The sequence below is a fragment of the Rothia mucilaginosa genome, from assembly GCF_001061665.1.
GTDB lineage: Bacteria > Actinomycetota > Actinomycetes > Actinomycetales > Micrococcaceae > Rothia > Rothia mucilaginosa_A.
The window spans coordinates 92822-113867 of record NZ_JVSP01000016.1; the positions used below are offsets into that span (position 1 = coordinate 92822).

The window sequence follows — 21046 nt, forward strand, 5'->3', positions numbered from 1 at the left end:
CTGACAAGCGCGTATTCATCATGCAGAACGCCGCATCCGACAGGTCAGCCCTGCCGGATGCGGTGTTTCGGCGTGCTTCGCTCTTGAAAAATCCTCCGGAGGGGCTCCTGCGCGAAAACCTCAACCTGCTGTATAATCGTTCACCGAGCAAGGGAGTATCCCACCAATCGACTCATCGTCAGCACGTTAGCCGAAGGCGCCTAACCGGGGAGTCGAGCCGACCTCCATTCAGATCGGCGGGAGAGACTTGTGGTCCTGTACGCACACCACAAGAAAGGCTCCCCATGGAAGTTACCGGGTTGCAATGGTTGGTTACTATTCTCATCATCGCTGGCCTGCTGGCCTTCGATTTCTTCGTTCACGTCCGTAAGGCGCACGAACCCACCGTCAAGGAAGCGGCCATTTGGTCGAGTATCTACATCGGCATCGCCGTGTTGTTCGGTCTGTATATCTTCGTGACGAACGGCTCCTCCGCCGCCACCGAATTCTACGCAGGCTACATCACCGAAGAAGCGCTCTCGGTCGATAACCTCTTCGTCTTCATGATCATTATGGGCACCTTCCGCGTCGCCCGTGAGAATCAGCAGAAGGTCCTGCTCTTCGGTATCGTCTTCGCGATCCTGGCGCGCGGCACCTTCATCTTCGCCGGCGCGGCAATCATTAACTCCTTCGCCTGGGTGTTCTACATCTTCGGCCTGGTTCTGCTCATGACCGCGGGTAACCTGCTCAAGGACGAACTCACCGAGGGCGACGGCGACGACGAGGCAGACAACATCATGGTTCGCCTCGCCAAGAAGTACCTGAAGACCAGCGACCACTTCGACGGCGACAAGCTCTTCACCATCGAAAACGGCAAGCGCGTCATGACCCCCATGATGCTCGTCATGGTCGCAATCGCGGGCTCCGACCTGCTCTTCGCGCTCGACTCGATTCCCGCGATCTTCGGCCTCACCCAGTCCGTCTACATTGTGTTCACTGCGACCGCGTTCTCCCTCATGGGCCTGCGCCAGCTGTACTTCCTGATTGACGGCCTGCTGGACCGCCTCGTCTACCTCTCCTACGGCCTGGCAGCCATCCTCGCGTTCATCGGCGTGAAGCTCATCCTGCACGCGATGCACGAGAACAACCTGCCGTTCATTAACCACGGCGAGTCCGTGCACGTGGTCGAAATCAGCACCGAAATGTCGCTGATGGTCATCGTGGGCGTCCTGATTATTACCGTGCTTGCCTCGCTGCTCAGCCCCAAGGGCCGCGCACTGCAGACCATTCAGCGCGTGCAGGCGCTCTCCGAGAAGTACCTGGCCCTGCCCGAGGATGCACCCGCCGCCGAGCGTGCGGACATCACCGCCCGCTGGCAGAAAGAAACCGAGAAGCTCAAGGCCATCCCGCAGAAGCTGCGTGACGAGCTCATCGAGAAGGAAGACGAGTACCACGCCCTGGTGCTGCGTGCCCGCACCGCACAGGATGCGCACGCTTCCTCCTCGAAGTAGCGTCGGGCGGCCGTAACGCCTGAGCCGCCGGGACGCTCGCGGCTCGGGCCAAGCGCCCACGCTAAAGCCCCTCACACCGGATCAACCGGGGTGAGGGGCTTTAGCTATATCAAAGATATATTCAGCGAAGAATTACTGGTTGTGAACCTCAGCCAGCATGTTCTTCAGATGGCCCAGAATGGTCAGCGAGTCGGAACCGAAGCCGTCGTGGTGGTGGGTCTTCGAGGTCCACACGTGGGTGTTGCCGACCCAGCGGGCGGTCTCCATGGAGTGCTCGAAGTCCACGTACACGTCCGGGTTGTAGGCGGCGGCCACAACGGGAACCTCGTTCTTGTGCAGCTGCTCGTGGTCGTACAGGCGACCCCAGTCCTTCTTCTCGGCCAGGATATTCGCCACCTCGGCCAGCGGACGCAGCGAGGGATCCTCCTCGTAGTACCAGGGGAAGATGTGCTCGCCGGTGAAGAGCAGACGGTCCGCATCCGGTGCGAACTCGGGACGGGAAGCCGCCACGCGAGCAGCAGACCAGTTGGTCGGAGCGGGCGAGGGGGAGATGGTGTAGCCGGGGATGCCGGGCAGAACGCCGTCGGAGGGGCCGTCAGCGTAAATGGTCTCGTGCATCAGGGCGTACAGCGGGTTCGCCTGGAAGGTCACCTCAGCACCCATAGCGGTCAGGAACTGATCGGAGAGGTGGTCGTTACCCTCGGCGAATGCGTTCTCGAGGAAGTAGTGCAGACCGCGCTCGCGCCAGCGGCCACCCAGGAAGTGACCGGCCATCTGGAAGCGGTGATCGGTCAGACGCTCACCGGTGGGCAGGTACTCCTTGTGGGTGCGCAGGTGCTCAGCAATGCGGGTAGCGAGCTCAGCGTCCTCGGGGAACCAGCTGTAGTACTCCTCAACACGTTCCTTCATGCGGTCGAAGGTGTGCTGGTAGACGTTGTCCACCGAGGTACGAATCGGCGCCAGGCCTGCGGTGATGCGGCAGTCACGCAGCGACTGCGGTGCGAAGGACAGGTACGAGAGGGTCAGGAAGCCACCGAAGGACTGGCCAATGGTGGACCAGCGCTTATCGGCGCGGTCAGCCAGCAGTACCTCGCGGATAGCCTCCGCGTCGGCGATGATGGAATCGGCGCGGAACAGCTCAGTGTACTCAGCCTGAACCTGCGGGTCGCCCACAGCGGTGATGGTGCGAGCGGACAGGGGAGAGGAGAGGCCGGTACCGCGCTGATCCAGCAGAATCACGCGGTGGGTCTTAGCCAGCTCGGCAATCCAGCCGCCGATGGAGCCGGTCTTCGGGGAACCGAAGCCGGGGCCACCCTGCAGGTACACGATGTAGGGGCGCTTATCAGCCGGGACGGTCAGGGTCTCGCTGGTGTTCACTACCTCGCGGGCGAACACGGTGATGGTCTGGTCCGCGAAACGGGAGGAGAGAGCGGCGTCCTTGCCCTTGGAGAAAATCAGACCGTGGGTCAGGGGAACCTGGAACCAGTGGTCGGTAATCTCGTAGCCGTCGTGCTTGACGACCGAACCCTTGCGGTACTCAACCTTGGGAAGCGAAGAAACGGTCAACGGTGAACCTTCTTTCAAATAAATAGATAGATACTCTGTATTCTAGCCCACTTGAGGGGAGATCCGGAGGGGCCCCTAGAACTCGCCAACGCTCAGAATCTTCAGCACCGGGTAGCCCGCCTCATCGGAAGCGGCCAGGTCTACCTCTGCGCGAATACCGAAGTCAAAGTTATCTTCGGGGTCGGCAAAGCTCTGCTGAACCTTCCACACGCCGGGGTGAGCCGCGGTATCCTCGTCCATGCTGACCAGGCGAGGCGAGCGCGCATCGGCGTCCGTGTAGATGTCGTCGTAGACGTCGAAGTAGTCGTCCATGGCGTCGGCCCAGCGGTCGGCGTCCCAGCCGCACCACTCGTCCAGGGCACCCAGGGCGCGGTCACGCTCGTCAGCGAAGAGCTCCACACGGCGGAAGAGGGCGTTGCGCACCATCACGCGGAAGGCGCGCAGGTTCTTCGTCACGGCGGGAGGCTCTTCCTCCTCGATGGAGGCGTGCTCGGCTGCAATGGTCGCGGTGTCTTCGCCGGCGGCCAGCTTCTCCCATTCGTCCACCAGGGAGGAGTCGGTCTGGCGCACCAGCTCGCCGAGCCACTCGATGATGTCGTCGAGCTCGTTGGTCACGGCAGAATCGGGGATGGTGTGGCGCAGCGCCTTGTACGCGTCAGAGAGGTAACGCAGAAGTACACCCTCGGCACGTTCCAGCGAGTAGTACTGCACGAAGTCGTTGAAACCCATCGCGCGTTCGTACATGTCACGCACAATCGACTTGGGGCGCGGCTCAAAACGAGCAACCCACGGCGCGGACTGCTTGTAGGTCGTGTACGCCTGATCAATGAGCTCCGCCAGGGGCTGCGGGTAGGTGACCTTGTCCAGCTCGTTCATGCGTTCGGTGTAGTCCACACCGTCCGCCTTCAACTGCGCCGACAGCTCGTTCTTCGCCTTGCGTTCCTGTGCGTACAGCACCTGGTTCGGCGAATCCAAGGTCGCCTCGATGAGGGAGAGCGCGTCCAGCGCGTAGCTGGGCGATTCGGGGTCGAGCAGTTCCAGTGCGGCGACCGCAAACGCGGACAGCGGCTGGTTGAGGGCAAAGTTATCCTGCAGGTCCTCGGTTAGGCGCAGGTAGGAGCCGTGCTCGTCCGGGGTGTTGGTTCGCTCAATCACGCCGCCGGTCAGCAGCTCCTTGTAGATGCCGATTGCCTTGCGCAGCAGCTCGCGGCGGCGCGCGGGGCTCTCGTGGTTGTTCTGAATGATGCGGTAGGCGGCGATGACCGGGTTCTCCGGGCGGTGCATCAGGTTCAGCAGCATCGCGTGGGTGATGTCGAAGGAGGAGGTCAGCGGCTCCGGGGCGGCTTCTACCAGCTGATCAAACGTCTTTTCAGACCAGCCAACGAAGCCCTCCGGCGCCTTCTTACGCTTGGAGGACAGCGACTGGTTAATGCGCTTGGTGTCGTCACCGAACTTCGCCTGAGCCTTCGCCAGCAGGCGCGCGTTCTCAATATCGTGCTCGGGCGCCTGAACCACCACGGTACCGGCGGTATCGAAGCCCGCGCGTCCCGCGCGTCCGGCAATCTGGTGGAACTCGCGGGCACGCAGACGGCGGCTACGGGCACCGTCGAACTTCGACAGCGCCGTAATCAGTACGGTACGGATGGGCACGTTAATGCCCACGCCCAGGGTATCGGTACCGCAGATAACCTTGAGCAGACCCTCCTGGGCCAGCTGCTCGACGAGGCGGCGGTACTTGGGCAGCATGCCGGCGTGGTGAATACCGATGCCGGCGCGGACCAGCTTGTTGAGAGCCTTGCCGAAGCCCGGGCCGAAGCGGAACTTTGCGATGAGCTCGGCGATGCGTTCCTTCTCCTCCTTCGACGCGATGGCCACCGAGAGCAGGGCGTTCGCCTGCTCAAGGGCCGCCTTTTGCGAGAAGTGCACGATGTAGACCGGGGTCTGCTTGGTCTGCACGAGCTCCTGCACCGTCTCCTGAACCGGGGTGGTGGAGTAGTAGAAGTGCAGGGGGATGGGGCGCTCGGAATGAGCCACCAGGTCGCTCTCGCGACCGGTCAGCGCCGTCATTTCCTCCTGGAAGCGGGTCGTGTCGCCCAGGGTCGCGCTCATCAGCAGGAACTGCGCCTGCGGAAGCTCCAGCAGGGGAAGCTGCCACGCCCAACCGCGCTGCGGGTCAGAGTAGAAGTGGAACTCGTCCATAATGACCTGGCAGAGGTCCGCATCCTTACCCTCGCGCAGGGCAATATTGGCGAGAATCTCCGCGGTGCAGCAGATAATGGGCGCCTCCGTGTTGATGGCGGAGTCGCCGGTAATCATGCCCACGTTCTCGGCACCAAAAATATTGATCAGGTCGAAGAACTTCTCAGACACCAGCGCCTTAATGGGGGCGGTGTAGTAGGAGCGCTGACCGGTCGCCAGGCCCGTGAAGTGCGCGGCAACAGCCACAGTGGACTTACCCGAACCGGTCGGGGTTGCCAACACCACGTTATGGCCGGCGGCGATGCTCAGGACGGCCTCGTCCTGGGCGGGGTACAGGGTCATGCCGCGGGTCGAAATCCACTCGGTGAACGCCTCATAGATTTCTTCGGCGGTGAGGGGGTTGCTCTTAAAATCGCGTCGATTGTAGTCGCCGGGATTCTCACCCAGCGAGGGAGAAAGAAAATTCAAAATACTCATGAGGATTCCAGTCTATCGGGAATAGCGCGGGCGCGGGGGCGTTATCGTTACGAGGGAACAATTGAGGTTCGCAGGACCTTCGCGGAGTGCTTGCGGGGTGTTCGCTGCATCTTTGCAGGGCGGTTCGCGGTTCCTTCGCGGGGCGTTTATAGGGCGTTCGGGAGGCGCGGTGCCGCGCTAACGCGGGAATTCCCAAAATTCGTGTAGTGTAGAACAAAGCGCTTTAAATGCAGTGATGCAGAATCCAGCGCTCAGACTTTTTCGAAGGCATGGACCTCCATGCCGCTTAGATTGCCGCGCAGATGCAGAATTCGCCGATTGACGCCGGTGCATATTGAGCGGCTGATGCATGCCCCAAAATACGTTGCATAAATGACGACACGCCCATCTATTATGCAAATAGTGTTGCGTGCCACATTGATAAAGGAATAGGGTAGGAGAAAGGAGAGACGTTGAATGACTGAATACAACGCTGACAAGGCACAAGAAGACGCTGCGCGTGATGAAGCCGCGCATGAAGAATCCATGCATAACAAAACCACGCAGGAAAAAGCCGCGCAGACAAAATCTGCACAGGAAGTAACCGCTAGCGAACAGCGCAAGGCAGAAGAGGAAGCCCTCAAAAAGCGCCTCGCCCTGCGAGTCACCGCACCCGGACACAAATACCCCTGGCACCGCTGGGCAATCCCCGTCCTCGGAGAAACTACCGCGGGTATCGGCGCAATCCTGATTCCCGTCATGGTGGGCCAATTCATTAACCAGCACATCGCCGGAAAAGCCCCCGACGCCTGGCCCATGTTCTGGGTGGTCGTCGCAGCCATCACCTTCATCGTGATCAACGAGTTCTTCGGATGGGGCACCTCCATGACCCTCAGCGCAGAACTCGGCCGCGACTGGCGCGTCTACATCAACCGACTCATGGGACGCACCCACACAACCGTTGATGCGGGCGAAGCAGTCACCGTCATGAACAAAGACGTACGACGTGTTACCAACGTCTACTTCTCCCTACCGCTGTTCGTTAACGCCATGATTATCGCGACCCTCGGTGCCGTGCAGCTCTGGCTGATCAACCCCGTCACCGCGATTGTCACCCTCATTGGTACGCTCATCGTGGTCGGCGTCATCGCCTGGTACTCGTCCTTCCTCGAATCCAAGATTGGCGAATACCGCGAGAAGGACGGCGAAGCCTCCTCACGCGCCTCCGACATCGCCACCGGTCTGCGCACCATCGCCGGCCTCGGCGCCGAAGAACAGATGCGTGAACGCTACCACCGCGGCACCGACGAAGTCTTCGACAGCTACATGCGCTACGAAAAGACGCACCGCTGGATGTTCCTCATCCGCGCGCTACTCGGCGGTGCCGTGACCCTGCTCGGCATCGGATTCGCCCTCACCGGCCACGTCGAAAACGGCCGCTGGGTATCCGACACGCCCGCCGCGTCCCTGGTGACCGTCGCCTCCATTATCGCGATGATGGGTGGCCCCATCTGGATTACCCAGAACTTCCTGACGGAATGGCGCTACGCCAAAATTGCGCTCGCCAAGGTCGCCCGCCTCGAAGGTCACGCGGGCGTGCTCCAGGGCGTGCTGAAGAGCCCGCGCACCGACGAAGAAATGGCGCAGCTGGCACGCGCCGAACAGGCAGTCGAGGCTAGCACCCTCGAGGTGCCCGTACCCGTCGCCCCCGCCGGTGCAAGCAACCCGCGCATCGTGTACGTCAACCCGCGCGACTACAACCTCACCGCGCAAGATTACGCCGAGGCGCTTGCCCGCACCCTGCGACGCGGGGGAGAGGACCTCAAGGACGCCTCCGGCCGCCGCGTGCTGCTGAGCGAACCGAACCCCATGATTTTCGCCGGAACCCTGCAGGAGCACCTGCGCCTGGGCACCGTGCCGAACCCCGACGAGGAGCTGGCACAGGCAAAAGATGAGGAGCTGCTGAAGATTACCGACTCCCGCGAAATCGCCTACCGACTGGGCGGACGCAACCCCGAAGACTACTTCGCCGCACGCATCACCAGCGAAGGTGCGAACCTCTCCGGTGGTCAGCGTCAGCGTCTGGCACTCGCCCGCGCACTCGCACAGGACGCGCAGGTGCTGATTCTGACCGAGCCGCTGAACTCCGTGGACGAACCCAGCCAGCGCTACATCTACGATGCGATGGAAACCCAGGTCGGTAGCGACCGCCTGCCCGTCGGCTACCCCGGCCTGCTGCAGGATATGGAGCAGGTCTACGTTGTCTCCACGACCGCGGAGACGACCCGCCGCATGGAACGCGACGGCTACCCCGTCGCTCAGGCAGAAAACCCCGCAACCACTCAGAATCAGGAGGTGAACTAGCATGGCAAAGCAGCTCCCCATCGAAAGCCCCGCCTACGTGGCACGCCGCATGTGGAACTACCTCGCAGCGCATAAGGGGCGAGCCCTCTACACCTTCGTCATCTACATGGTCAGCACCCTCATGGGTGCTGTGGTGCCCCTGCAGATTGGTGCCACCGTGGACGACGTGGTGGCGGGTAAGTTCGCCAGCTACCCGTGGCAGCCGATTCTGATTATTCTGGCGGCGTTCATCGTGCAGGCGATAACCCTTATGGTCTCCTCGTACAGTGCGGCCCGACTGGGTGCGCTCGTCACTCGCGACGCCAACCAGGACACCCTCGACGGCACCCTCGACCTGGACGCACGCACAGTGGAAGAAGCCGGCAGCGGCGACCTGCTCACCCGCGTGACCGACGACCTGTCCTCGGCAGCAAACGCTGTCAGCACAGACCTTCTCGGTGCAATCTACGTGGTCCTGTACTTCCTGGTTTCCACGATCTCCCTGGCGTTTGTGAGCCCCGCAATGGGTCTGATTATGCTGCCCATGATTGCCGGTCTTGCCCTCATCATGTCGAAGATGCTGCCGCTCATGGCGGCACGCAACCAGACCGCCCAGGAGCGCGTGAGCGACCTCAACAGCGTGCTGACCGAGAACATTCGCGGCACCTCCACGATCCGTGAGCTGGGCGTTCACACCGCCCGCGAGGACGCCTTCGCCGGTGAGAACAAGCGCCAGTTCGCCGCGCAGCTGGGCATGGTGCGCATCCGCCAGCTGTACTTCACCGTGGATGCCATCAACGCATGGATTCCCACGATTCTGTGCATGCTCTGGGGTGCCGCCTGCGTGGCTATCGGCTGGGCAAGCTGGGGTGCCGTGGCGACCGCCTCGGTCATGGTTTTCAGTCTGCGAACCCTCGCCGACATGCTGAACCACCACGTCAGCAGCCTGCGCATCATGCTCGTGAACATGGGCCGCGTGTTTGGTGTGGTCTCCCTGGCGAAGAAGCAGCGTGAGGAGCGCGCACAGCACCGGGCCGAGGCCTTCTCCAAGGTGTCGGATGAAGCCGTGAAGGACCCGGAGTACGCCATTGAGTGTACCGACGTCTCCTACGGCTACTCGCCCGACGCCCTTGTTCTGGAAGGCATCAACCTGAAGATTCGCCGCGGTGAGGCGCTCGCCCTGGTGGGTCGTTCCGGTTCGGGTAAAACGACTATGGCTCGCCTGATTGGTGGTTCGCTGACCGCCCTGGAAGGCACCATCACCGTGATGGGTCGCCCGGTCGGTCACGGCGACTTCCCGACCGATGCCGCCGCCGATGGCCGCCCCCGACTGCTGGTCTGCACCCAGGAGGCTCACGTCTTCTTCGGCACCCTCGCCGATAACTTCACGGTGGTCGTGTCGGATGCAACCGTCGAGCAGATGGGTGAAGCCCTGGACGCTGTCGGCGCCCGCTGGTGGCGCGACCTACCGCAGGGCATGGACACCGTTGTCAGTGGCGCGGATTCGCCTCTGACCCGCGACCAGATTCAGCAGCTGGCGCTGGCACGTATTGTGCTCGCCGACCCGCACGCCGTGATTCTGGACGAGTCCACCACCCAGCTGGAGCTTGCGGACGCAACCGAGTCCCTGCGTGCTGTGCTGGCGAACCGTGCGGTGCTGATCATTTCGCACGATGCGCGTATCGCCTCCCTGGCTGACCGCGCGGTCCTGCTGCACGAGGGCAGGATCATTGCGGAGGGCTCCCCGGCGGAGATTTTCGCCCTGACCTAAGCTATGACCTAAGTCCGGAGGATACGCCCGGCGATATGTCCAGCTGATAGTGCCCGGCACTGCGTGAAGCGGTGCCGGGCACCACTCGTTTAACGGATGGTTTCCGTACAAGGGTGCGCTGAAATCGGCGGCGGGGAGCCCTTGCAACAACGCAAGACTCAAACGAAAATTTCGGAGAGATTCACTTGTCACTCGCAAAACTTTCAGCTACTGAGAATCGTTGTGATAACCTGGCAGAGCGATATGGGGTGCCTTGAGACGCCCGCGACCCGCTAACCTGCCAAACTGACCGCCCAACGAAGGGCTACGGCACAGCGAAGAGCTAAGGCATAGTGGGCGCACGAAACGGCGTAAGAACACTCAAGGCTGAGAGAATCACCCATTGAACCTGCTCTAGTTCGAACTAGCGAAGGGATTATCGATGATGGCAGAGCAGCCTACTGCGCCCGCGTGCGCACCCACCACCAGCCCTGCACCCGGCGCGAGCGCCTCCGGAACCCCCCGGGCACCCCAGACAGCTCGGGTGCCGAGGGTTCTCTCCATTGCGGGAACCGACCCCTCCGGCGGTGCAGGTATCCAGGCGGATCTCAAGTCCATTGCCGCATCCGGCGGTTACGGCATGTGCGTGACCACCTCACTGGTCGCCCAAAACACGTGCGGGGTTCGTGAAGTATTCACCCCGCCCCTGGAATTTTTGACCGCGCAGCTTGCCGCCGTTTTTGATGATGTCACGGTTGACGCCGTGAAAATCGGCATGCTCGGCGACGCGGACACGATCCGTACGGTCCGCACCTGGCTGAGCGAGCACCCCGTGCCCGTGGTTGTGCTCGACCCGGTCATGATTGCTTCGAGCGGTGACCGCCTGCTGCAGGCGGAAGCGGAGCAGGCGCTGCGCGATCTCGTGCCGCTCGTGAATGTGATTACCCCGAACATTCCGGAGCTCGCCGTGCTCTGTGAGAAGGAGCCCGCTCAGACTTTCGATGAGGCGCACGAGCAGGCGGCGAACCTTGCTGCGGCGACCGGAACTACCGTGATTGTGAAGGGCGGCCACCTGTGTGGTCAGGACGCCGGTAACACCGCGGTCTTCCCGGACGGCACCTGCGCTCACGTGCGCACCCCGCGCCTGGACAGCCGTAATACGCACGGCACCGGATGCTCCCTGTCCTCCTCGCTGGCAACCCGCCTGGGCGTGGAGCTGCTCCAGCACACCGAAGCCGCAGAACACACTGAAGCCGCAGAGTACACCGCAGAGCAGAGCGTTCTGACCAGCGAAGACACCCACCGCGCCCTGCAGTGGAGCACCCGCTGGCTCCACGAATCCATTGCCGCAGGTGCCGGTCTGCAGGTCGGCTCCGGTGAGGGCCACGGCCCGGTGGACCACGCCGCCCGTGCCCGCCGTCTGGAGGCTGCCGCCTCCGCGTACCCGTGGCATCACCTGCTCGCCACCACCGACTCTGAGGGCAATACTCTGGACGGCACCAGCCCGGAGCGTCTGCTGCCGGTCAGCCCCGTACCCGCCGGTGAAGCCGTCGTAAAGCCCGCCGGTCCCTGGACCGCCGCCCTCTGGGCAGCCGGTGGCGAAACCTGGCACCAGATCCTGGACCTGCCCTTCGTGCGTGCCCTCGGTGACGGAACCCTCGACGAGGACCTGTTCGCCTTCTACCTGGACCAGGACGCCCTCTACCTGCGGGATTATTCGCGTGCGCTCGCGACTCTCTCGGCGCGTGCTGACACCGCTGAGGCGCAGGTGCACTGGGCCGCCGGTGCGCATGAGGCGATTGCCGCCGAATCGCAGCTGCACGAGGGCTGGCTGGCGAACCGTGCGCGTCTGGGTGGGCCCTCACCGATTACGATGGGGTACACGAATTTCCTGCGTGCCTCCGCTGCCGGTGATGATTACGTGGTCGGTGCCGCCGCTATCTTGCCCTGCTACTGGCTGTACGAAGAGGTGGGCGCTGTGCTTTCCTCGCAGAATCATGCGGACCACCCGTACGCGGAGTGGTTGAGCATGTACGGTGGCGAAGAGTTCGCCGCGGAGGTGGCGCGTAGCCTCGCGGAGGTGGAGCGTGCGTTTGAGACGGCTTCACCGGCTCAGCGTGTGCGCGCGGCGCGGGCGTACCTGTCGGCGTGCGTGTACGAGCGTGAGTTCTTTGACCAGGCGCACCGAGCATTGCGTTAGTTTGCCGGGCGCTGCGCTAGATGATAGGCGCCGATTTTTGGGCTGAATACCGCCCCGGCATGGCGTGAGATGGGTGATTGATGCTTCACTCAAGCTACCGACGGTTCGGTGGTTGTGCCGGTTATGCTTAAGGCGTCGGTGAAAACCGTTTGCGGCAGGATTCCGGCCCTCACCCAACTGGCTGATGTACCTGCCGCGCCCGCACCTCTACAGCGTGTAACCGACCAGTTTGGCCCGCCGCAACCACCTCATCCAACCCCCCCCGGCGGGCCAAATGCTTTCCTCCCGGGTTTCGGGGCTCCGTGTGAAAGCATTTCGTGTATAAATTCCGCATAGAAATATCCCGTGCAGATACTCTCATCTGCACGGGATATTTTGCTGTTCTGTTTTCTGATCTGCCGCCGTCTATAGCCGCAGTCGGAGCAAAAGTTTATGCGCTCTGCCCCTCTCGACTCTCCTTCTTCTCCGCCTGGTAGCCGAAGCAGAACGCAGTGCCGGCCACCAGCGCGGCCAGCCAGATGGAGAATACGCCGACCCACCGGTGCACAAGGGCCATGAGAAGCACTCCGGCTATAAAGGAGATGACCACGAGCGAGTAGTCGAGCGCTTTGAGTAGAGCCGCGCGGCGTCGTGCCTTCGCCTCATCTTTTGTAGCTCCGTCGGGGGTTCTCAGCGGAAGGTACAGGGAGCCGGCGGCGTACCAGGCGCTGAGCATTTTGCGCCAATTGCCGCTGGTCATGAAGAGCGAGAAGGGATTTTCGCCAATGCGCGTGTCCGCGAGGGCGTGGATCATCAGGCCGACCGTGAAGGCCAGCGCGCCCACCTGAAAGCTATTGCTCAGCGTTCTGTCCGTAAAGGGTACCGCGAAGCACACCAGCAGGAACGGCAGGAGCGTGCCAATGCGCCAGTGCCGCATCCGGGCCCGCTGCCCCAGCAGATCATGGATAAGATGCCCTCCCAGGTATCCGCAGCTGAAGAAGATGACGGAGAACCAGCGCAGGTGCACCGCATGGGGAGTATCGCGATGCAGATCGGCGATGAGCAGAATAAAGTTACCGGTCTGCGTGGCGACGAGGGCCTCGTAGCGCATGTGCGAGAAGACGTCCACCGCGCCGCCCAGGGAGGCGAGGAGTAGCGCCATGATGCGCCCGTAGCGGCGAGGCGCGGGAATACGTCCAAGAGTCTCGCGGAGGTGGTGAAGCATGCGACCGCCCTCATCTGTCGGTGGTAGGTTCTGAAGACCCAGCCGGCGGGGGCCTTCTGGTTCCATGCTACGGCATGGACGGCGGCGGTTAGCGGATCGGGGGAGGAGCCCCGCGGGCCGGCCGCCGTTAAAGCGTAGGCCCCGAGCAGCTATCTGCTCGGGGCCTACGTACTATTCGGTTTTTAGCTTAGGGGGAGGAGCCTACTTGCTTTCGCCCTTGAGCGCACCCACGAGGGGGCCGATCACGTCCATGGGCAGCGGGAAGACCACGGTCGAGTTCTGGTCGGCGCCCAGCTCCAGCAGGGTCTGCAGGTAACGCAGCTGCAGGGAAGCGGGGGACTGGCTCAGAATGTCGGATGCTTCCTTCAGCTCGCTCGAAGCCTCAAGCTCACCGCGTGCCGAAATGATCTTTGCGCGACGCTCACGCTCGGCCTCAGCCTCACGGGCCATGGCGCGCTGCATGGCCTCGGGAATCTCAACGTCCTTAATTTCGACGAGCTCAACCTGGATGCCCCAGTGCTCGGTGCGGGAGCCGATGATGGAGCGCAGGTCCTCGTTCAGGTCCTCGCGGTGTGCGAGCAGGGTGTCCAGGTCAACACGACCCAGCAGGGAACGCAGGGTGGTCTGGGCGATCTGGCTGGTGGCGATCGGGTAGTTCTCGACCTCAAGCACCGCGTTCTTGGCGTTGGTCACACGGAAGAGGACAACGGCGTTCACGCGGGCGGGAACGTTGTCCTTGGTGATGACTTCCTGCGGGGGAATGGTCAGGGTGATAACACGCATGTCAACGCGCTGCAGGGAGTCGACGAGGGGGAAGACCACGTTCAGGCCGGGCTTCAGCTCGGAACGCAGGTGGCCGAAACGGAAGGAGATACCGCGTTCATATTCGGGGATCACGCGGAACATACGAATCAGAATAAAAAGAACAATAACGGCAACTGGGATGAGGATTGTTGCCAGGGTGACGGGATCCATGGGTTTCCTTCACATCTATTCGGGATGGTTCATTCGGGGCATGTGCACCCGTCGACTGCGCCTCGTACAGACTCGACGGGAGGGTGTGTTCGGAAAGTTTGTCAGCGGCACGTGGTGCTCGCGGCGGTCCTTCCGGTGGGGAGGTTCAGGGGGTGATGCGCAATGGGCCTCCGCCCCGGCGGGGGAACGCCGGGACGGAGGGACCATCAGCATTGCTACTTCTTCGCCAGCTTCTCGGCGGCCTCAACTTCGGCCAGGTTCTGCTCCTGCAAGACCTCGTTCGTGGTCTTGTGCAGTCGCTTAACCGAGGCACCGGTACCGCTCCAGGCGGGGCGATCCGGGTCGAGGACCGAGGTGCGAACCGGCAGGGATGCATCCGCAATCATCTGCTTGCGGGCCTGCTCGGTACGGCGCTTACGCTCGTTCGAGACGCCACCCCACTTCGCGGCGAAGCGATCCATCTTCACGTTCATCGACTCTTCGGCGGTGGATGCGTGAATATGCTTCGGGTCGCCCTCGAAGTTGGCGGGGGAACGCATGAGCTTAATCGCCAGCGGGTAGGTCAGCGATAGGACGACCACCACTGCGGCTGCCTCCACCAGAAGCTCCAGGGGAGAGTGCCACACGATGGCCGCACCAATCATGACCACAACGCCCAGCAGGGAGACCGCCACGGCCAGGCCGCGGTGGAATCGTCCCGACTCGGAGTAGGGCCACTCGTCCACCTCGCGGGTGAGTTCGCGGCCATTTGCCGAGACGGTGCAGCTGTCCTTAATCGGGCAGGTGTTGCACACGCTGGGCTTAGCGCGGTAGCGCATAACGCGGTTGTCCGAGTCGAAGGCCGTGGCCCACAGCCACTGGTCTTCGGGGCAGAGCCACGCATCGCTCTCTTCGTGGTAGGTGAACCCGAAGGTTCGCGCCGCCACGACACGCTGGCTGGTGCGCTTAGCGAGAATATCGAAGCACCACCCCACGGCGACCAGGCCGAGCGCGTACACGCAGGCCAGCCACACGAAGAAAGATACTCCAGCAATCTGCTCAGGCATGGTTAGCCTCGACGATCGCTACGGTAGGGGCTGGTCTGCTCGGGCAGCTCCTCAGCAGCCTTGGCACCGGCGAACTCGGCGATACGAGCGTCGTCAACCACCTCGTACAGCGGGGGCTCGGGCAGCTCGAGGACGGTCTCCTTGGAGTTCTTGGAGAAGATCTCCTTGATACCCAGCCAAGCCAGCTTGATCAGCGGGAAGATGCCGACCAGGAAGATGACGTCACCGGGCATACGCATCCAACCCATCACGGCGGAAGCGCCGTCGTGGATGAACGCGAAGGAACGAGCCTCGTAGTAGCCTTCACCAACGGACTTGTACAGCTGAGCGATACCCAGCGGCAGCAGCGAGATGAAGGACATCCACAGCAGACCGATGTTCAGGGTCCAGAAGGAGAACTTCAGGCCCTTTTCAGGCCACTTGTTCTCGGGAACCAGGTAGCGCAGACCGAAGACCGCGAACGCGATTGCGAGCATACCGTACACACCCATCATGGAGGCGTGTGCGTGGTTTGCGGTCAGTGCGGTACCGATTTCGAAGTAGGACACGATCGGCAGGTTAATCAGGAAGCCGAACACACCAGCGCCGAGGAAGTTCCAGAAGCCCACGGCGATCAGGAACATCACGGCCCAACGGTGCGGGAAAGGCTTGGTGCGGTTGGAGTACTGGCGAGCACCCAGCTGCATGAAGCCCCATGCCTCAACGGTCAGGAAGGTCAGCGGGATAACCTCAGCTGCGGAGAAGAACGCACCGAATGCCATCTGCTCGGAGGGGGTACCGACGAAGTAGGTGTGGTGCAGGGTACCGACCACGCCACCGACGGAGTAGAGCACGGCGTCCATCATGATGATGGAGATAGCGATGCGCTCGCGGACAACGCCGAGCAGCACGAAGATGTACGCCACCATCACGGTGGTGAACAGCTCGAGGAAGTCCTCCACCCAGAGGTGAACCACCCAGAAGCGCCAGAATTCGGCGACGGTCACGTGGGTACGCTGACCTGCGAGCAGGCCGACCGCGTAGAACATGGGGATGGCCAGGCCCGAGAACAGGAACAGCCACGGCAGGGAGGTCTTCTTAGAGCCCTTCAGGCGGGCGGTGAGGGTTCGTGCGACGATCACAATCCAGATGAACATGCCCACGATGAGCAGAATCTGGAAGAATCGCGGCAGGTCCAGGAACTCCCACTGCTGCGAGAAGATGGAGTTGGTGGGGACCAGACCCTTCTGCGAGAACCATTCGTTCAGCAGCGAGCCGAGCACCACGAAGACCACGGCACCGATGAGGACGTAGGTCAGCAGACCCTGCTTCTTGGGTTCGCGGCGGGTAATCAGCGGGGCGATGAAGATACCGCCCGCCAGGAACGCGCCTGCGGTCCAGAAGAGGGAGAGCTGCAGGTGCCAGGTTCGGGATACCGTGTAGGGCAGCAGCTGGCCCATATCGATTCCGAAGAAGCCGGTGAGTTCTTCACGGTAGTGCTCGGTGAGCGCACCCACCAGAGCCTGCAGGAGGAAGAGCACCAGGATGGTTGCGAAGAGCAGGCAGGCTGCCTTCTGCGAGGGGGTCAGGCGAACTTCGTCGGGCTGGCGGAAGTCGAGGACGGGTGCCTCTTCAGCGTGCCAACCGATGGAACGGGACCAGCGGCCGTAGATGGCGAACATCAGACCCGTACCACCGATGAGGGTAATCAGGGACAGGGCCGACCAGACCATGAGGTCTGCGGTGGGCTTGTTGTCAACGTTCGGCTCGGAGGGCCAGTTGTTGGTGTAGGAGTAGGGCTGATCGGGGCGATCTGCTGCCGAGGCCCATGCGGTCCAGCCGAAGAAGGCGACGAGGTCGTGCAGTTCTTCGTCGTTCTTAATGGCGTCGGGGAACAGGCCCTGCGAGGTGTCGCCCTTCATCAGGGTGTCGCTGTAGTGCTTGAGCATGAGCTGGAAGCCCTTGGTCTCACCAGCGGACCAGGTCAGGGTCTTGGTCTGCTCATCGTACTTGTTCTCCTTGCGCCACTCGTTCTTGACGAGTTCGCGGGGGTCCTGCTTGCCCTGCTCACGATACTCCTTGATGGCGGCATCGGTGGTTAGGCGCAGGTACTCTGCAGTGTAGTCGGGGCCGAGGTAGGCACCGTGGCCGAGGACGGTTCCGTACTGCTGCAGGCCGCGTGCCTGGAAGAGTTCCTGACCGTGCAGGATCTGTTCCTGGGTTGCGATTACTTTGCCGTCGTTGCCGACAATCTTGTCGGGCATCGGCATGGAGAGTGCGTAAGTGCGCATTGCGAGGACTGCCATGATGGTGAAGCCCAGGAGCATCACAAACGCAACAGCCTGTACCCAGCCCTTACCGGCATAGGCACCGACCGTGTCTGTGCGGCGGGCAATCTTAGCTGCCTCAGCACGCGAGACGGGTTTTGTAGCCATAGTGATATGTCTCCAGTGTGCGTGGATTTGCGGTTCGAATGGGACCGACGCACATCCGCTGGAGGGCGGCTCACTGGGTAGCGAATCGTCCGGAGAGGGAGGTGCGACAGCCCACCCTTACCCTATTTTTGCATATTAAATGCGCATTTATAAAACTTTGGTGACGAGGTGTCTCAATGTGACGCCGAGGTCATTCGGGGAGGATACTCCCGGGGCGACAGCGCCCGTACATTCCGTTGTTGTTCCTCGTGTCTACCCTACCAAAATTCACTTCGTGGCAAAAACAAAGGAAAGGCTTATATGCCGCAACCTTAAATATCAACCGGCGGTAAACGCATTATTCCCGCAAAAGCCCGATGCACCCGCCGCAAAGCGCCGCCGAAGGAACCCTCCTGAACCCCGTTCGACCGGCCCCCGATAAACCCGGGAGGAACGGAGCTACGAGCGGCCCGGGGTATGGAATAATGAAATCGGTAGCGGACGCCAGCGCCCCTTATCTAACACGGTACATACGCGCAGCGGGGGAGTAGCCTCCCTCTGCACCGCGCACCCCACCGCCGGCCCGTCGTCCACCGTCGGTACAGCCTCCAGGAGTTCACATGAAGATTTATCAGGCATCCCAGAAAGCAGTCACCGGAATTCTGCGCACCGTTTTCCGCGCCCGCGTGACCGGTCTCGAGAACTTCCCCGCCACCGGCCCGGTGATTGTCGCCTCCAACCACCTCTCCTTCCTGGACTCCATCATTATTTCCGCCATGATGCCCCGCCGCGTGGCGTTCCTCGCCAAGGCCGAATACGTGAACACCCCCGGCCCGCGCGGCAAGATGATGAAGGCCTTCTTCGAGGCCGTGGACATCATTCCCGTCAACCGCGCCGACCGCTCCGAGTCGCTCAAGGCCCTCGATATCGCCCTGGAGAAGCTGAACGAAGGCAAGGTCTTCGGTATCTACCCCGAGGGCACCCGCTCCCGCGACGGCTACCTCTACCGCGGCAAGATTGGCGTGGCCTGGCTGGCACACATGACCGGTGCACCCGTCGTGCCCGTCGGCCTGATTGGCACCGACCGCCTGCAGAAGCCCGGCTCGAACATGATTTACCCGCGCCGCTTCACGATTCGCGTGGGCAAGCCGCTCTACTTTGAGAAGACCGGCGAGAAGATGAGCGGCAAGCAGCGCCGCGCCACCACCGACACGATCATGGATGAGATCGCCCAGCTGTCCGGCCAGGCGCGAAAGAACGAGTACAACGTTTCGCCCTCAGCCGCACGCGACGCCGGCTAAGCCTTCTTCCGGCGCGCACCGCGTAGACTTTAACCGCGCATCCACGCATGGGCCCGCACGCGGGGTAGGCGTAGGATGCGCGGTTTGTCGTATGTCCGCCCGCGCCCGAGGAGAAAGCACCCATGGCAGAGCCCTCCAGCTACCGCCCCGCCCCCGGAGAAATTCCCACCGACCCGGGCGTCTACCGGTTCCGTGACGCCGACGGGCGCGTCATCTACGTGGGCAAGGCCAAGAATCTGCGCAACCGCCTCAATAGCTACTTCGCCTCGCCCGAGACGCTACGACCCAAAACCTACGCGATGGTGCACACCGCCGCCAGCGTCGAGTGGACCGTGGTGGCCAGCGAGATGGAGTCCCTGCACCTGGAGTACACCTGGATCAAGGAGTACGCGCCGCGCTTCAATATCGCCTTCCGCGACGATAAGTCCTACCCGTACCTGGCCGTGACCGTCAACGACGTGTACCCGCGCGCTATGGTCACCCGCGGTGAGCGCCGCAAGGGCGTGCGCTACTTCGGCCCGTACTCGCAGGTGTGGGCCATCCGCGAAACCCTGGACGCCCTGCTGACCGTCTTCCCGGTGCGCACCTGCACGAACGGCGTGTTCCAGCGTGCCAAGAACAGCGGACGCCCCTGCCTGCTCGGCTACATCGACAAATGCTCGGCGCCCTGCGTGGGCAAAATCAGCGCCGAAGACCACCGCGAACTGGCCCGCGGCCTGACCCGCTTCATGGGTGGAGGCGCCGAGAAGTACATCGAGCTGCTGACCAAGGAGATGAAGGAAGCCGCCGCCCAGATGGACTTTGAACGCGCCGCGGTGCTCCGCGACGACATTGCGGCACTCACCAAGGCCTTCGAGCGAAACGCCGTGGTGCTCGGCTCGACCGTGGATGCCGACCTCTTCGCCTACGTCGAGGACGACCTCGAGGCATCCGTTCAGGTGTTCTTCGTGCGCGGCGGCCGAATCCGAGGCCAGCGCGGCTGGATCGTGGAAAAGGTGGACGACAGCACCGACGCGCAGCTCATCGAGCAGCTGCTCACCCGCGTGTACAGCGATATCGCGGTCAGTCTGGCCGCCCAGAAGGGTAGCGGCACCGAAAGCCTGAACAGCTACGATATTCCGCGCTCCGTGCTCGTGCCGGTGGAGCCCGAGAACAAGGAACAGCTGGCATCCTGGCTTTCGGAAGTGCGTGGCGGCCCCGTGGAAATCGCCGTTCCGCAGCGAGGCGACAAGGCCGAACTCATGAAGACCGTCACCGAAAACGCCCGCCAGGCCCTCACCCTGCACAAGAGCCGGCGCGCCGGCGACCTCACCACCCGCAGCGCCTCCCTCGTGGAGCTGCAGACGGCCCTTGAGCTTCCCGACCCGCTGCTGCGCATCGAATGTTACGACATTTCGCACGTGCAGGGTACGAACGTGGTCGCCTCCATGGTGGTCTTCGAAGACGGCATGCCCGCCAAGAAGGCCTACCGCACCTACAGCATCACCGGGGACGCCGCCCGCGACGATACCGCCAGCATGTACGACGTCATCACCCGCCGTTTCAAGCGGCACCTGGCCCAGCAGGCCGAGCGCGCCGAGGCGCCCGCGCGCTCCGGGGAGATTGACGCCTCCACCCCCGAGCCGCAGACCTTTGCCTACCCGCCGAACCTCGTGCTCGTGGACGGCGGTCCGCCCCAGGTGGCCGCCGCATCCGCCGCCCTGAGCGATTTGGGTATTACCGATGTGTACGTGGCCGGAATCGCCAAGCGCCTGGAGGAGCTGTGGCTGCCGGATGACGACTACCCGGTCGTGCTCCCGCGCACCTCGGAGGCGCTGTACCTGGTGCAGCGCATCCGCGATGAGGCGCACCGCTTCGCCATCACCTTCCACCGCTCCAAGCGAGGCAAGGCCATGGTCGCCTCCGCCCTGGACGAGATACCCGGACTGGGCGAGGTTAAGCGCGCCGCGCTCGTGAAGCATTTTGGTTCGGTGGCGCAGATTAAGCAGGCCACCGAGGAAGAGCTGACACAGGTGCCCGGCATCGGCCCGGCGCTTGCGCAGAAGATTATGGCGGCGCTGGCGTAACGCACCGATTGGGTCCCGCCGGTGGGCCCCTTGCGTGCGGGCTGCGCGTGACCGGCG

The 21046-nt window shown here is 62.7% G+C and carries 12 protein-coding genes; 6 read left to right on the forward strand and 6 right to left on the reverse strand.

Annotation, left to right across the window (positions count from 1 at the left end; genetic code table 11):
- Positions 1–284: 284 nt before the first annotated feature.
- A complete protein-coding gene (locus tag ADJ95_RS08010) occupies positions 285–1490 on the forward strand; it encodes a TerC family protein (RefSeq protein ID WP_049334107.1) in 1206 nt (401 codons plus the stop codon).
- Positions 1491–1622: 132 nt separating this feature from the next.
- Here the strand turns inward: ADJ95_RS08010 and ADJ95_RS08015 are convergent, their stop codons facing one another.
- Together ADJ95_RS08015 and ADJ95_RS08020 are read right to left on the reverse strand one after the other, a co-directional pair.
- On the reverse strand, positions 1623–3056 hold the full coding sequence (locus ADJ95_RS08015) for an alpha/beta fold hydrolase (RefSeq protein ID WP_239662826.1): 1434 nt from the start codon (positions 3054–3056) through the stop codon (positions 1623–1625).
- Positions 3057–3131: 75 nt separating this feature from the next.
- On the reverse strand, positions 3132–5732 hold the full coding sequence (locus tag ADJ95_RS08020) for a DEAD/DEAH box helicase (protein ID WP_049334109.1): 2601 nt from the start codon (positions 5730–5732) through the stop codon (positions 3132–3134).
- Positions 5733–6188: 456 nt separating this feature from the next.
- Here ADJ95_RS08020 and ADJ95_RS08025 point away from each other — a divergent pair, with 456 nt between their 5' ends.
- The 3 genes from ADJ95_RS08025 to ADJ95_RS08035 all read left to right on the forward strand — a co-directional run bounded on the left by ADJ95_RS08025 (position 6189) and on the right by ADJ95_RS08035 (position 12004).
- Positions 6189–8075, forward strand: coding sequence for an ABC transporter transmembrane domain-containing protein (locus tag ADJ95_RS08025; protein WP_049334110.1), 1887 nt, complete (start codon positions 6189–6191; stop codon positions 8073–8075).
- A 1-nt stretch (position 8076) separates the two neighbouring features.
- On the forward strand, positions 8077–9825 hold the full coding sequence (locus tag ADJ95_RS08030; RefSeq protein WP_049334111.1) for an ABC transporter ATP-binding protein: 1749 nt from the start codon (positions 8077–8079) through the stop codon (positions 9823–9825).
- Between the two features lie 421 nt (positions 9826–10246).
- Positions 10247–12004, forward strand: coding sequence for a bifunctional hydroxymethylpyrimidine kinase/phosphomethylpyrimidine kinase (locus ADJ95_RS08035; protein ID WP_080974977.1), 1758 nt, complete (start codon positions 10247–10249; stop codon positions 12002–12004).
- A 430-nt stretch (positions 12005–12434) separates the two neighbouring features.
- Here the strand turns inward: ADJ95_RS08035 and ADJ95_RS08040 are convergent, their stop codons facing one another.
- The 4 genes from ADJ95_RS08040 to ADJ95_RS08055 form a co-directional block, all read right to left on the reverse strand.
- On the reverse strand, positions 12435–13208 hold the full coding sequence (locus ADJ95_RS08040) for a YoaK family protein (RefSeq protein ID WP_049334113.1): 774 nt from the start codon (positions 13206–13208) through the stop codon (positions 12435–12437).
- 201 nt (positions 13209–13409) lie between these two features.
- Positions 13410–14183: a slipin family protein gene (locus ADJ95_RS08045; RefSeq protein WP_049334114.1), complete on the reverse strand. Its 774-nt coding sequence runs from the start codon at positions 14181–14183 to the stop codon at positions 13410–13412.
- A gap of 215 nt (positions 14184–14398) precedes the next feature.
- A complete protein-coding gene (locus ADJ95_RS08050; protein ID WP_049334115.1) occupies positions 14399–15229 on the reverse strand; it encodes a transposase in 831 nt (276 codons plus the stop codon).
- A 2-nt stretch (positions 15230–15231) separates the two neighbouring features.
- Positions 15232–17643, reverse strand: a complete 2412-nt coding sequence (locus ADJ95_RS08055) for a nitric-oxide reductase large subunit (protein ID WP_049334116.1) — start codon at positions 17641–17643, stop codon at positions 15232–15234.
- Positions 17644–18242: 599 nt separating this feature from the next.
- Here ADJ95_RS08055 and ADJ95_RS08060 point away from each other — a divergent pair.
- On the forward strand, positions 18243–18923 hold the full coding sequence (locus tag ADJ95_RS08060; RefSeq protein ID WP_049334117.1) for a lysophospholipid acyltransferase family protein: 681 nt from the start codon (positions 18243–18245) through the stop codon (positions 18921–18923).
- Between the two features lie 122 nt (positions 18924–19045).
- The gene (gene uvrC, locus ADJ95_RS08065; RefSeq protein ID WP_049334118.1) at positions 19046–20989 is read left to right on the forward strand and encodes an excinuclease ABC subunit UvrC; all 1944 of its coding nucleotides are present in this window, start codon (positions 19046–19048) and stop codon (positions 20987–20989) included.
- Positions 20990–21046: the final 57 nt, after the last annotated feature.